This is a genomic window from Cyclobacterium xiamenense (assembly GCF_900109255.1).
Lineage (GTDB): Bacteria > Bacteroidota > Bacteroidia > Cytophagales > Cyclobacteriaceae > Cyclobacterium > Cyclobacterium xiamenense.
In genome coordinates this window covers 907,223-921,722 of sequence record NZ_FNZH01000001.1, presented here as the reverse complement: position 1 = coordinate 921,722, position 14,500 = coordinate 907,223, and the positions used below count along the sequence as shown (strand labels likewise).

Sequence of the window (14,500 nt, the reverse complement as noted above, 5' to 3'; positions counted from 1 at the left end):
GCGATTTCCGGAGGCTTGGAAAAAACGTGTGGACCAATCGCCCCAAACTGTAAACAAATATACCTAAATGAGATGTTTTTGATCAGCGGTTAAAAAATCTTTCGAAACGTTAAATTAATCCGATCACCGGTCGAAACCTTGGTTTTCGGAAGGGAATGCTCCCAGTGCGTCTGCATGGAACCTTTCATCAGTAGCAGACTGCCGTGCGGAAGGATAAGGGAAAACTTTTCCTTTGGATTTTTTTTGCGTCGCACCTGAAATGTCCTGGGTTCACCAAAACTTACCGAAGCGATCGCCGGATCCTTACCGAGCGAAGCCTCGTTGTCACGGTGCCAGCCCATGCTGTCGGACCCGTTTCGATACCAATTGAGCAATACATGTGTAAACGACAGTTGCGAAAACTGCTCTATTTCATCCAATATGGCTAGCAATTCGTCGGTCATCGGTTGGGGATGCATCCGAATGCCGGAATAGGCGTAGGCGGTGTCATTGATGCCACAAAAAGCAGTCAACCGAGGCTGCAATACCTCTTTACCAAAAATCCGGATAGGCTCCTGCTTCCAACCGGGCATTTTCTTTAGCTGCCTGAGGTACCTATCGGCTATCTCTGGCGCAAAAAAATGATCAAACACGTACATTTCCCCATCCTGGGGCAATAAATTTCGGTGCATCGGTACGGATAATTTTGGTAGATAACTCATTCTGGAACAAAAACGTTTGGGATTTTTCACCTTGAATAGGTAGTGCGAAACGGAAAGATAAACCCAGGCGGCCTTACTCCGTTTGAGGGGAAAGCCTTATATTTGCGCCTCATGAAATTGAAGGCGTACCGAACACTATGGATATACAACAGCAACTCACAGAAACCATTGCTCAAGCTTTTCAGGAGCTATTTGACCATCACCTGGATGCAAAAACCCTTTCCTTGCAAGCTACCCGAAAAGAGTTTAGTGGAGAGTATACCTTTGTGTTGTTTCCGTATTTGAAAGTCACCAAAGCGTCCCCGGAGGCAAGCGGGGAAAAAATTGGTAAGTATTTGCTGAAAAACCTGCCCGCCTTGGCGGATTTTAATGTGGTGAAAGGATTTCTGAACCTGAGCCTCTCCCCTGCCTACTGGCTTGAGCGATTCCGAGAGCTTTCCCTGCTTCCGGACCACGGTACCTTTCCGCCAAATGGGAGAAAGGTCATGGTGGAGTTTAGTTCTCCAAATACCAACAAACCCCTTCACCTGGGGCATTTGCGGAACAATTTCCTGGGGTTTTCTATTGCGGCTATATTGGAAGCCTACGGGTACGAGGTGGTGAAAGCCAATTTGGTCAATGACCGGGGCATTCATATTTGCAAGTCCATGGTGGCGTACGAAAAATTGGGAAATGGAGCCAGTCCGGAAAGTTCCGGTATGAAGGGAGATCACCTGGTTGGGCACTACTACGTGCTTTTCGATAAGGAATACAAAAAACAAATGCAAGCGTTGCAGGCGGGAGGAATGCCGGTAGAGCAGGCCAAAAAGGAAGCCGCCTGGATGAAGGAAGCCCAGGAAATGCTGGTAAAGTGGGAAGCAAACGAGCCCCACACCGTGGAATTATGGAAAAAGCTCAACAATTGGGTGTATCAGGGTTTTGAAGAAACATACCGCAGCCTGGGCGTTACTTTTGATCAATACTATTACGAATCCGACACCTACTTGCTCGGAAAGGATATTGTGCGGGAGGGACTTGAAAAAGGCGTGTTTTTCAAAAAGGAAAACGGCTCGGTATGGGCCGATTTGAGCAGCGAAGGATTGGATGAAAAACTGGTTCTTCGGGCGGATGGAACTTCCGTCTACATGACGCAGGACATGGGTACGGCAGACCTCAAATACAAAGACCACGGCATCGAAAAATCCGTCTATGTGGTAGGAAACGAGCAGGATTACCATTTCGAGGTGCTGTTTTCCATCTTACGTAAACTGGGCCGGCCCTACGGTTCGGGTCTCTATCACCTCTCTTACGGCATGGTAGACCTGCCCTCTGGAAAAATGAAATCCCGGGAGGGTACCGTGGTGGATGCGGACGATTTGATTCAGGAAATGGTGCAAACGGCACGGCAACACACGCAGGAACTGGGAAAAATTGAAGGGTTTACTGAGGAAGAAGCGGAGGAATTGTACCGCATGCTGGGTATGGGAGCCTTGAAATATTTTCTACTAAAAGTAGACCCCAAAAAGCGGATGCTGTTTAATCCACAGGAATCTATTGAATTTCAAGGAAATACAGGTCCGTTTATTCAATATACCCATGCACGCATTGCAGCGATCCTGCGAAAAGCTGCGCAAATTGAGTTGGACTATTCAAGTGATCGGTATCGGTCCTATACCGGGTTGGAGGCGACGGAACGGGTAGTGATTGTACAGCTGGCTGATTATGAAAAAAAGGTAGCAATGGCGGCGGAGGAACTGTCTCCGGCTGTAATTGCACAATATTTATTTGATTTGGCAAAAGAATACAACCGCTTTTATGCGGAACTTCCTATATTTAGCGAGACCAAAGCTGAAGTGCAGGCATTTCGGGTGGCCTTATCCGCTGAGGTTGCCAAAACAATTGGCTCCGGCATGAAGTTATTGGGAATAAATGTACCCCAAAAAATGTAACTATGAACACCTTTACTTACCTTCTCGTTATTGGGATGCTTGCCACTCAAGTTTCCCACGTAAGCCAAACCAGTAGTTCTACCGACGACAACCGGTTTGAATCAACCTTAACGCACAGTCCTATGAAAGCACCCGCCGATTTCTATGATTTTACCCTGAATGACATTGATGGAAACCCGGTGGATTTTTCCCAATATAAAGGAAAAAAACTATTGATCGTAAACGTTGCCTCCAAGTGTGGCTACACCCCACAGTATGCCGAATTGCAGGAACTGTACGAGGCCTACAAGGACGATTTAACCATCCTGGCCTTTCCGGCAAATAATTTTGGCGGTCAGGAGCCGGGTACGAATGAAGACATCAAAACATTTTGTACCGAAAATTACGGGGTGTCCTTTCCCATCTTTGAAAAGATATCTGTAAAAGGCGTAGACAAGCATCCGTTGTACCGATGGCTTTCCGACAAAAACTTAAACGGTTGGAACAGCACCGAGCCATCGTGGAACTTCTGTAAGTATTTCGTTAATGAAAAAGGCGATTTGGTTAAATTTTTCCCCTCTTCTGTAAAGCCCATGGACGAGGAGATTATTAAGTTGATAAAATCCTAACCGCGCTTTGACGCAAATAAGTGCTTGTACAAGTGAATGCCTTTCGCCCATGCGAAAGGCGTCTTTGTACCTATCCTGTTCCATTAAATTTGGCTTTTTGCTTTGTCGCTAACATCTACCAGAAAGGCCTGGATTCATGCATTCCGGCTAAGAACCCTCCCGCTAGCCCTTTCCAGCATCGTAATGGGCACCGTCATCGCCTTTCAGGATGGGGCGTTTCGGTGGGCAGTTTTTGCCTTGGCTGCGCTCACCACGACACTCCTCCAGGTTCTGTCTAACCTGGCCAATGATTACGGTGACAGCATACATGGCGCAGACCACGATGAACGAAAGGGTCCGCAGCGTGCAGTACAATCTGGCGCCATCAGTGCGTCTTCCATGAAAAAAGCCATGGTGTTGTTTTCCTTGCTCTCATTGGTCAGTGGGCTTGCGCTTCTCGCAGTGGCGCTGGAAACTGCCTATTTGTTTTTTCTATTCCTTGCACTGGGATTGCTGGCAATTTTTGCTGCCATTACCTATACTTCCGGTAGCAGACCCTATGGCTATGCCGGCCTCGGGGACCTGGCGGTATTCCTCTTCTTTGGATGGGTTGGCGTCATGGGCACCTATTACCTGCACACCCTTTCTTTTGACGTATCCCTTTGGCTACCTGCTTCCGCGGTGGGCCTGTTAAGTACCGGCGTATTGAATATCAACAACATACGGGATATTGAATCTGACAAGAAAGCTGGTAAAAGGTCCATTCCGGTACGGATCGGCAAGCAGGATGCTGCCCGGTATCATTGGTTGCTTTTACTCCTCGCCCTGGGTTTACTGTTGGCCTACGTATTGGTAGAACAAGCCTATGGGGCTTTTTTATACATCCTTGCGGCACCTGTGGTACTGCGTACCGGCTGGGCGGTAAGCAAGGTAGAGACGCCGGAAAAGCTCGACCCCTACTTAAAGGTCATGGCCTTGGGTACCTTTCTTTGCGTGCTGCTTTTTGGCCTGGGCTGGATGATTTTTTAAACAATTGGCCAATTCCTTATTTAATTTCTGTAGATTTTTGTAGTTTAACTGCATGTAAACTATTAATTCGGCAAAACACCTATGAAAAGCATCCTAGTACCGTTTGATTTTTCTGAAGAAGCAGAAAATGCCTTCCAGTTGGCACAAGATATCGCAGCCAAAGCCTCCTGCAAACTGAAATTGGTTCACGTGATCGAAATACCGACAACCCAGCATTTCAATACCATGGGAGAGGTGAATATGGAAGAGAATTTCATCGACAAGATCTACATGGTAGATTTAGTCGAAAAGCGTAAGAAGCAATTTAAAGAACTGGAAGAGGCCCATGCCGTAAAATCCTACGATTTCAGCACCACGATATCGTATGGCAATCCCTATGCCGGGATATCCAGTGAAATCACCGAAATCAAGGCAGACCTTGTCATTATGGGCTCCAAAGGTTCCAGCGGATTGGAAGAGTTACTGATCGGCTCCAATACAGAAAAGGTGGTTCGGCTTTCCAAGTGTCCGGTAATCACCGTAAAGGCACCTGTGAAAGCAGATCAGTTGAAGACGATCGTTTTTGCCAGCGATTTTGGCGAGGATAGCAAAAAAGTAATCAAGGAATTGAAAGACCTTCAGGAACTCCTGAGAGCCAAAATCCGACTTGTTAAAGTGAATACACCCAATTCATTCGAAAAATCAAAAACCTCGCTGGAAAAAATCAAGGCATTTATTAAAGAAAATGACCTGGAAAACGTGCAGATTGACATCTACAACGGAGATACGGAAGAGGAAGGAATCATCGAGTTTGCGGATGAGGTGGATGCGGACATCATCGCCATGGCCACCCATGGGCGTACTGGCTTCATGCATCTGCTAAGTGGTAGCATCGCAGAAGACGTGGTCAACAGCGCCAAGCGGCCCGTTTGGACCATGCGGTTTAAGAAATAAAGGATACCTATGGGTAGGAAAAAAGAGAACGACTGGAAAAAGCGAGATGGGGTAGTGTATTCTACCTCTGATTCATTTGCTTACGAGGACGGAGAGGGGTCGTCCGAGGAAACCCTACGGCCCCAACAGCAAAACCTGCGCATCCAACTGGATAAAAAATCCAGGGGAGGCAAGCAGGTAACCTTGGTAACAGGCTTTGTGGGGCAAGAGGAAGATTTGAAAGCGCTGGGAAAGACGTTAAAGACCAAGTGCGGCGTTGGCGGAAATACCAAAGACGGTGAGATCCTGATTCAGGGGGATCACCGGGATAAAATCCTGGAGTACCTGAAGCAGGAAGGCTATAAGGCAAAGAAATCCGGTGGCTAAGCCATCGGAATTTTTTGTTCCGTGCTTCTTCCTCGTTGTTCGATCATCTGGCTAAGGTTAGAAGTAAGGACGAAAGATTTCAACAACCCAGTGGATTCGGATTATTTAGGCATTCAATCTGATCGTATACAAGGTTCCGCCTTCATTTTTCACCGTCAACTGCGCCTTGATGTATTTGGCCAGTTTGCGAACTAAGTCGGTACCTACTCCTTCCCGGCTCTTTTTAGCGTCAATCCCCACCCCATTATCGCCCACTTGGAGAAGAAGGTGCGAACCGGAACGGGTCAGGCTTACACGTATCTTGGGCTCTTCCACCTCTTCAAATGCATACTTGACCGCATTGGTTACGATTTCTCCGACCATCATCCCGCAGTTTAACAAAGTCTTTACCGGCAATATAGCGTCTTCATAAATCTCCACCGAATAGGAAATATCGGAATGACCGGAGCTGCTAAACGCGTCCTTCAACCTACTTACAAGCTGTTCCAGAAACTCCCCAAACGAAACGGCTTCCTCGTTTTCAATGTCGTAGGTAAACTGCTGCAAGGAAGCGGCAGATAGGATAGCAGATTCTATTTGGTGCAGCTTTTCCTTGGAGGCCCTGTCGGGCATACTTCTCGAGGTGATGCGAAGCATGGATTGAATACGGGTTAGCGTATTGTAGGTTGCGTGTTTCAGATCCAATTTTTGTAGTTGGATTAATTTATAGCTTTCAGCCAGCTTGCGGTTTAGCCGGAAAAAAAAGAAAGCGACCACGATAGCGGCTATTAGTCCCGCCAGTAAAAATAGCATCAACTGTTCATTTTTTCTGGACTCGGCCCTGGCAAGTGCCGCTTCTTGGGTGAGGTTTTGGGCTTCTAGGTCTTTTTGTCTGATCAGGTAAGCGGATTCGACCTGTTGAGTCTTCAAAGATTCTTCCCTAAATACGCTTTCTTGGAGATTCCCCAATAATTTAACTTCGGTAAGTGCCTCTTCAAATCGGCCTTCTTTTTCCAAGAGCTCGATTCTCAGCTTATAATACGTAACCAGCAAATTTTTGAAGCCCAGTTGATTGACCATTGTATATGCTGAATCCAAAAATGCATGCGCCATAGTAAGGTCCCCTTTTCGGATGGCCAGTTCCGCCAAGCCGTTGAATCCAATAGCCAATCCGTTAATATCATTTAACGTTTTGTGTATAGCATGACTCCGAAGGACATAATCTTTGGCCATCTGCAAGCTATCTAATTTTAAATAATCCAACCCAATATTTAACATTGTTGACGCAAGCGTTAGCGAGTCAGAATTCAGAATCTTCTTTAGTTCTAAGGCCTTCTTATTATAAAGAAGACTACTGTCGTATTGCCCCAGCTTATAAAAACAGATTGCCAAATTATTATAGCCATAAGCCACAAAAACCGAGTCCCCAATTTCCCGGGAAACGCTGACGGAAGTTAAGTGATGCGAGAATGATTTATCTACCTCCCCAAGGCTAGCGTACATAATCGCCATCGTATTTTCTATCTGTGCCACTTTCTTTTTGTCATCAATCATTTGGGCGTATTGAAGAGCCATCTGAGATTTTTCTAAAGAAAGGCTATACAGGCCAAGGTTTCTATAGTCCATGGCCAGCGAATTATACGATATAATTATCCGTGCTGTGTCTCTTAATATAAGCGCAGCTTGATTCGACTTTTCATAATAGATAGCACTTGAATCAAATCGCTGTATTTTATAATACGCATACCCCAGGTTATTATAGGTTTTTCTTCTGTTTTCAAGCTCCTCCACCCATTGTTCATTCGCTGCAAGCTCTTTGAAAAGGCTAATGGCGCCTTGGTAGTTCCCGTCATTTAATAATGCATCCGCCGTGATGTAGAGTGAGTCCACATCCGGCTTGTTGTAAGCCAACGCGCAAAAAAACGTGGACATAACAAGACTCACTATGAGAATTAAACATTTAACCATAAATATATCAACCAGTTGGCCTTAATAATACCTTAAAATCTCAAAAAATACTAGCTTGTAACATGCGAGTTAGATAAAAAAAGCTCCGGCCGTATTTGCCGGAGCCGCCTTGCGCTAACTAATTTAGTTTTATCCCTTGCCAGGGTCCTGTTCGTCGGGTTTTTTAATGTTCGTTGTATTTGGTTCCATATCTTTGGAGTCGGTAGCTATTAGACCACATCCACCTAGGGTCAGGGCCATCCATAGGATGACACCAACCAATTTTAGCCTCTTCATTGTTTTGTCCTTTAATGTTTGCGAAAACGTTAAAGGGGGGATTTGGAGTGACTCAGGGGACTACCCCCCGTTAGCCTGACCTAAGCCACTCCGGTATTTACATCGCTGCCAAGACCACAGCCTTTCCTGCTAGCATTTAGGATGTCCGGACGTCCTCGGAACACCTTGGATTAGACTGTGGCCTTGTTGCTGTAAAGATGAGGAAGAGAAATGACCATTTCCTGTCGGCGATCCATCGGCGATAGGGGCTGTCTATCGGCGATCGTTGGGGAGAAAAATTTGGAAAGGCTATTGCTTTATGTAGCCAAAAAACCTAGCTTGATTAGTACGATGATCGGTTGATGGAACAGTTTTGTTTTCCAAAAAAACAGGTGGATAAGCAGGAGTTTTTCAATTAGAGGTGTTTGCAGGTTGATAGGTATGTTAGGACTATGCTTGAAAAAGAATTAGGACCGACAAAAAATACTGAAACATAATCTTTGGCTGCGGTCTTAATTCGGAAGGAAGAAGGCTATTTAGTCGGTCAAAAAAGGATGTTTATCCTGCGGTGCTAGAAAGTTTTACTTTAATCAACGAAGTGTAGTTCTGTATTCTAGAAACTGATTCATTCATTTCTTAGAAGATCCTCTGCTACTTTCAACCAGCTTTTTACACGCTGTGTTAAATCGTCCTCTTCACCAAAATGATGCAGGGAAAGCGTAAGGGCCTTAACTAACAAGGTTTTGGCAGTAAGTAGGTTTTTCTTTCCTTGTAAGTTGATCAATATTGAGGCCAGGTCGTGGCGTAAGAAAACTGTTTCAGGTGAGTCTTCACCAAATTTATTTAGGTGTGAAGCCAGCGCCTTCTTCAGTTCTTCTGCCGCACGATTAAGGTTTTCACGGCCGCCGAGATCCAGCAGCTTCAACGCAAGGTTATTTCGGCGGATCGCCACCACCGATGACTTATCGCCGAAATTTTTTAGGTCAGAAGCCAGTAGCTGCTCGAGTTCTTCTACGGTAGGAAACGGGTTATCATGGCGATCCAAATCTCGTAGCACGAGCCCGAGGTAAGATCGGCAGTTCGCTACCGCCGATGCGTCTTCACCAGAGTTCTTTAAGTAGGAGGATAGCGCCTGATCCAGTTCTTCCGCCGCACGATACAGATTATCTCGGCCACCTAGATCACGTAGTACTAAGGCAAGGTTCAAGCGGCGGGTCGCAACCTTCGGTGAAGCTTCACCAAAATTTTTTAGGTCGCAGGCCAACGCCTGCTTTAATTCTCCTACCGCACGATTTAGGTTCTTACGCCCACCCAGATCACGTAGCACTGAGGCAAGATTCGAGCGGCTGTTCGCTACCACCGGCGCTTCTTCACTAAAGTTATTTAGGTTCGAAGCCAGCGCCTGCTCTAGTTCTTTCGCCGCACGATTTAGGTTCTTACGCCCACCCAGATCCTGAAGTACTAACCCAAGGTTCAAGCGGCTTGTGGCCACCTTCGGTGACTCTTCGCTAAAGTTTTTTAGGTCGCTGGCCAGAGCCTGCTTCAATTCTTCTACGGCACGATCTAGGTTCTCACGGCCACCCAGATCACGTAGCACTGAGGCAAGATTGGAACGGCAGATAGCTACAGCCGGTGACTCTTTGTCATAGTTTTCTGAGTACGAAGCCAGCGCTTTCTCTAGTTCTTCCGCTGCGCGATCCAGATTCTCACGGCCACCGAGATTCTTTAGCACTAACCCAAGGTTAGTACGTCGGATAACTGTTTGAGGTGCGTCGCTACCAAAATTTTTTAAATCCGAAGCCAGCGCTTGCTTCAGTTCTTCCGCTGCGCGATTCAGGTTCTCTCGGCCTCCCAGAGACCTCAAAAATAACGCTAGCTCATCCAAAAATATGTAATATCCCGTTTCTTGACAACCTGATAAGTGATCGGCAAGCTTTTCGGCGATCGGCAGCCATTTGAACTTGGTGTACATATTATCCTGGTCAGGTTCTTTACGAATCAGGGAGGTAACCCGCTCCACCAATCCTTTTCCTTCTTCCCATAGCGCTTCCTGATGCTTCTTAATGGTCAGGTCCTGGATGACAGGACTGATTCGAAACTCATTGAAGCCATCACCCCCAATCCATCCTTTGGCATACAGCTCCTTTAAATTACTCCGAAACAGGCGCTTTTCCTTAGGTTGAAAAAGTTCAACTAAAAAATCCACCCTGTGATTACCTACCGGAAGCAAGGCCAGGTTAATCAGCAAAGAATTCAGGTTTTTATCTAATTTTGAAAAGTCATACAAAATATCCAGGATGTCCGTAGCGGTTGCCACATCTTTTTTTCTTCGATAGAAGGCATATTTTGTCCTCACCCTTTCTTGACTTTCCTCCAAACACAATCCCTGCGTTTCCAATCGATTAAAAAACTCCCTTAGTCCAAACCTATATTCCCCCTTGTCCCAAAACTCTTCTCGGAGTTGCTTGGCAAAGATTTCGATTAAGAGGGTATTGTAGCCGATGGCCGAAATAAGTTTTTCCAGCAAAAACTCAAATTCCTCGCCAGATTCCAGTGTTTCCCCAGACGGTTTTCGGTAATGGATTTTAAACAGTGCCTTGGCTGCCGGGTTCGATAGGGCAGGCACTTCGAACTCCTGAATCCCCTCCCAATCCATCCTATTTCTGCTGGTAACCAATACATCCCATCTAAAGGCCTGGAATTCATTTAAAAATTCGGCAAGGTCACCTTCCACGTTGTCCAGCACAAGGAGAAAACCTTCCTCCATTTCTTTCAGTTTAAGCTGTATCATCAGCAACCTATCGGTTTCGTCTACGCCCTGAAAATTCAATCCCAACACATACGCTAATTCATAAATTGCTTTTAGCGTGCCCTGTTCGCAGAATAACCAGGCCACCGTGTTATAGGATTTTGTGTTTATAGATCGGTGATAATAGGTCGCTGCCAGGGTGGTTTTACCCATTCCCCCCTCCCCTCGGATGACTAGGGTCCTGTGTTTGTGCAGCTGTTCGGTGATTTTATTCAGGTCTTCTTCCCTACCTAGAAAGTACTCCGTTTTGGGTTCAAAAACGGCATTGGGAACCAATTCGCGCGGCTTCTTTGATTTCGGTTGGGAAAGGACATCTTTTTCTGCGGTACTAAATGGATACTTATCGATTAACTCCAACAAGACATCGTCTTGGCTACTATCGTAATCCGCCCCAAACTCCGCATCCAAAAAAGACTCAAAACTGGTGTACCCGCAAAACGCAGAAAGAAGATTCATAAAATCAAGATCGGTGTGTTTGGGTTGGGCATTGTTATGAACGCACTTTTTAGCCCTTAGGAAAAATTCCTGAATTCTTTTGCTTCCTATATATTTATCTTTGTTATCAAACTCATGATATAAAACAACGGCATCGACGTTAGAAAAATCAAAAGATATAATCTTGGATCGATCACCGGAGTCTCGCTTATTTTTAATCAAAATATGAAGAAATTGACGGAAATGTTCACAAAGAATCCCATCTACGGTCGCATCTTCCAATCGGGGAAGAAAAACGGAAACACCAACCGGCTCATCAACTAGTTTTCCGTAGGAAATCTTCATCGAATCAAAATAAGCCCTTTCGGTTTTCAAAAAATCTTCTAATGTCCGCCTAACCGCTTGGCTAAGTACATAGTACGGGTAATATTGCGAAAATGGCTCCGGTAGCGAAGCCAGACGTTCGTTTTGGGAAATTAGTGTACCTGTCCTGGATTGCCGTGCCATTAAATTTGCTGCTTTAAAGGAAATTTAAGTTAGCAAAATAATCCATCCATTCTAACCCAAGCGCTGGATTTCTACCATTTTTATGCTTATCGGATACTGGAAAATGCATTCCATAGCAAACCCTTCACCTACTAAGGCTGGAAGCAAAAGCCATCCGCTAATACCCCTTAGGCATATAAAATGATTCTTTTTATCCCCATCTGATTTACTTGCTTTAATGTATTTTGTCGTTTCAGCCTCCCATCCTGTCTCTTTGGAGACCCAATCCGCTGATTTTATCTCTTCAAAATAATTGATATTGCTATCAAAGACTCAATTTATTTTACAGAGAGAATAGAAGGCTTCGACAACATTAACCACAAGCATTTGGATACATAGATTCAGGTGGTTTTACCTAAAAGACTTGGAGAAAGTAATGGCGTTGACGCAAAACTCCTTCCAGGAAAAGAAACGATTACCCCCCTAATTGACCACCTACGCGAATTTCATTTCTGTCGCTAAGAAGTCTTTTCTTTATTGACCACCAAAACGAGTGGTAAACCAAAAAAGAAATGATAAAAAATTCCGGCAACTCTCAGATAGAAATAAGGAGGTACTGGCACTGATAGGCCGCTGTAAAAAGGCGGATGAAATTGGTGAGGAGCTGTTTATCGGGGTGAATACCGTAAATTCACACAAAAAAAACGCATAAAGGAATTCCTGGAAACCAACGATACCTGGGAATTGATCCAGTACGGGTTGGCCTTTGATTTGGTTTGAACCTGTTTTTGGTATCCCTACAACCAGCCTCTCATGCCCAATAATTCGCCCACTTCTCTACTACTCTGCCTCCAAACCTGCCGGTACGACTTCTTTTACTAGGCAATCCAATGCTCCCCCACCCCACCGGGGCGTCAAATTGGTACCCGCATAAGCAAACGCAGCCCGACTTTCCTTCCAGCTCACAATTGCTAAAATCTATCGGATTTAGAGTTAATTGATTGTCAATCAAATCTGTTACCCGATAGAAATTTTCAATTAAAATTAATTTGGATTTAATCCAAATAGATTAATATTTGTACCTGTATTTAAAATTGATCTAAATAAATGAAGAAACCGTTGTTGCTACCCATGCTGCTGATTGCGCTGCTTCTTTCAGCGCATGTACAGGCATTTCAATCCGACAAAACATCCATTATCACTGCGGGAGGTACCATCACAGAAATCGTATTTGAACTTGGTTTTGGGTCGGCGATCATCGCCACGGATATTACATCCACCTACCCCGCTACCATGCAGCAATTGCCCTCCATCGGTTACCGCAATCAAATCAAAGCCGAGGGTATTTTGGCACTGGGACCGGACCTACTTTTGATAGAAACCGACTACCTCAATCCAGACGTGGTCGCCCAGCTAAAATCTGCTGGATTGGAAATACACCAATTTGACAAACCCACCGACGTTTCCGGCACCTACCGCATCATTCGGGAATTGGCAAATTTTCTGGAAGTTCCCGAAAAAGGAAAGGCGCTTACCAGCCAGTTGGATAAGGACATAGAAGCCTTGGATGCCTATACAGCCGGTCTTTCAAAAAAACCGAAAATGGCGTTTGTCATGGCCCGTGGCCTGGAAAACGTCTTTGTAGCCGGAGAGGACACCTTCGCGGAGTCCTTGCTGCAAATGGCGGCCATCGAATCGGTTGGTAAGGGTTTTAGCGATTTCATCCCGCTTACCCCGGAAGCACTGGTGTCCATGAACCCGGAATACCTGCTGTTCTTCGAATCAAGCCTGCGCTCGCTTGGTGGAAAGGAAGCCGTAAAAAACATCCGTGGCGTCGAACAAACCATCGCCTACAACCAAAATGGAATCCTTGCCTTTGACGGGCTCTACCTGTCCGGATTTGGTCCGCGGGTAGCCAAAGCAGCATTGGAACTGGCCAAAAGTGTAAACCGCAACTAAGCATGATTCAAAACCTGAGTTATTCAAAAACCGCTCAGCAGTCCCTCGTACTGGCTGTTCTGGGAATCGGACTTGTAATGCTTGGGCTGCTTTCGATCACCATTGGTGCATTTCCCATCCCTTTTGGCCATGCCATTTCCATTCTGTTGAGCCAGTTGGGCATTGGTTCGGGAACCTTCACCGAACAAGAGGCCAACGTGCTGTGGCAAATCCGCTTACCCAGAATCTTGCTGGCCATTCTGGTCGGTGGTGGTTTGGGGGTATCCGGAGCGGCGTTGCAAGGCCTTTTTAGAAACCCCCTGGTTGAGCCGGGGCTCATCGGCGTAAGCAGCGGGGGTGCCTTGTTTGCGGTCATTTTTATCGTCTTCGGCTCCTCTTTCCCCTGGCTTGGACGGATATTTGGAAGCTTCAGCCTGCCTTTGGTTGCCTTTATTGGCGGCTTGATCAACGTAATGCTGGTCTACAAAATGGCCAATCAGGAAGGAAAAACGGATATTTCCCTGCTCATATTGGCGGGCGTTGCCTTGACCGCACTATCGGGCGCACTAATTGGTTTGGCCATTTTCTATGCAGACGAGGCCGCCCTGCGAAATTTCACCTTCTGGAGCCTGGGAGATGTGGGCGGAGCGAATTGGGACAAGGTAAAAATAGCCTTTATCCTGATATTGTTTCCCTCCCTGCTAATTATCAATCAGTTCCGAAACCTCAATGCCCTGGCAATCGGAGAAAACGAAGCCTTTCACATGGGAGTGGACGTACAACGCGTAAAATACATCGTGTTATTTATGAGTGCGCTGGTGGTGGGCGTAGGGGTGTCGATGACGGGTACCATTGGGTTTGTAGGGCTAATTGTGCCCCACCTTTTGCGGCTGTCTTTTGGCGCCGACCACCGCCTGGTCCTTCCCGGATCCTTTCTTCTGGGCGCATTCCTGCTCAATGGAGCGGATTTGCTTGCCCGGACAGTGGTCATGCCCGCAGAATTGCCCATCGGGATCATTACCGCAATCCTTGGCTCTCCGTTCTTTATCTGGCTCATCCTACATGTAAAAAAACTCAACAGTTGAT

The 14,500-nt window shown here is 46.0% G+C and carries 11 protein-coding genes; 8 read left to right on the top strand and 3 right to left on the bottom strand.

Features of this window, described 5'->3' with window-relative positions:
• Positions 1–89: 89 nt before the first annotated feature.
• Positions 90–701: an alpha-ketoglutarate-dependent dioxygenase AlkB family protein gene (locus BMW71_RS03375; RefSeq protein ID WP_244891061.1), complete on the bottom strand. Its 612-nt coding sequence runs from the start codon at positions 699–701 to the stop codon at positions 90–92.
• A gap of 137 nt (positions 702–838) precedes the next feature.
• Here BMW71_RS03375 and argS point away from each other — a divergent pair, with 137 nt between their 5' ends.
• From argS to BMW71_RS03350, 5 genes are all read left to right on the top strand, one after another.
• Positions 839–2,629: an arginine--tRNA ligase gene (gene argS / locus BMW71_RS03370; protein ID WP_092169445.1), complete on the top strand. Its 1,791-nt coding sequence runs from the start codon at positions 839–841 to the stop codon at positions 2,627–2,629.
• 2 nt (positions 2,630–2,631) lie between these two features.
• Positions 2,632–3,237, top strand: coding sequence for a glutathione peroxidase (locus BMW71_RS03365; protein ID WP_244891060.1), 606 nt, complete (start codon positions 2,632–2,634; stop codon positions 3,235–3,237).
• A gap of 102 nt (positions 3,238–3,339) precedes the next feature.
• Positions 3,340–4,245 (top strand): 1,4-dihydroxy-2-naphthoate polyprenyltransferase, encoded by a 906-nt coding sequence (locus BMW71_RS03360; RefSeq protein WP_092169443.1) that lies wholly within the window; start codon positions 3,340–3,342, stop codon positions 4,243–4,245.
• A gap of 81 nt (positions 4,246–4,326) precedes the next feature.
• Positions 4,327–5,178 (top strand): universal stress protein, encoded by an 852-nt coding sequence (locus BMW71_RS03355; RefSeq protein WP_092169441.1) that lies wholly within the window; start codon positions 4,327–4,329, stop codon positions 5,176–5,178.
• 9 nt (positions 5,179–5,187) lie between these two features.
• A complete protein-coding gene (locus tag BMW71_RS03350; protein WP_092169439.1) occupies positions 5,188–5,544 on the top strand; it encodes a translation initiation factor in 357 nt (118 codons plus the stop codon).
• Positions 5,545–5,649: 105 nt separating this feature from the next.
• Here the strand turns inward: BMW71_RS03350 and BMW71_RS03345 are convergent, their stop codons facing one another.
• Both BMW71_RS03345 and BMW71_RS03340 read right to left on the bottom strand, forming a co-directional pair.
• A complete protein-coding gene (locus tag BMW71_RS03345; protein ID WP_218145553.1) occupies positions 5,650–7,455 on the bottom strand; it encodes a tetratricopeptide repeat-containing sensor histidine kinase in 1,806 nt (601 codons plus the stop codon).
• A 916-nt stretch (positions 7,456–8,371) separates the two neighbouring features.
• The gene (locus BMW71_RS03340) at positions 8,372–11,497 is read right to left on the bottom strand and encodes a tetratricopeptide repeat protein (RefSeq protein ID WP_092169433.1); all 3,126 of its coding nucleotides are present in this window, start codon (positions 11,495–11,497) and stop codon (positions 8,372–8,374) included.
• A gap of 532 nt (positions 11,498–12,029) precedes the next feature.
• Between BMW71_RS03340 and BMW71_RS24100 the strand changes: the two genes are divergently transcribed.
• From BMW71_RS24100 to BMW71_RS03325, 3 genes are all read left to right on the top strand, one after another.
• Positions 12,030–12,188: a helix-turn-helix domain-containing protein gene (locus BMW71_RS24100; RefSeq protein WP_092169431.1), complete on the top strand. Its 159-nt coding sequence runs from the start codon at positions 12,030–12,032 to the stop codon at positions 12,186–12,188.
• Between the two features lie 395 nt (positions 12,189–12,583).
• Complete coding sequence (locus BMW71_RS03330; protein ID WP_092169428.1) at positions 12,584–13,435, top strand: heme/hemin ABC transporter substrate-binding protein; 852 nt, start codon at positions 12,584–12,586, stop codon at positions 13,433–13,435.
• 2 nt (positions 13,436–13,437) lie between these two features.
• A complete protein-coding gene (locus tag BMW71_RS03325) occupies positions 13,438–14,499 on the top strand; it encodes a FecCD family ABC transporter permease (RefSeq protein WP_092169425.1) in 1,062 nt (353 codons plus the stop codon).
• Position 14,500: the final 1 nt, after the last annotated feature.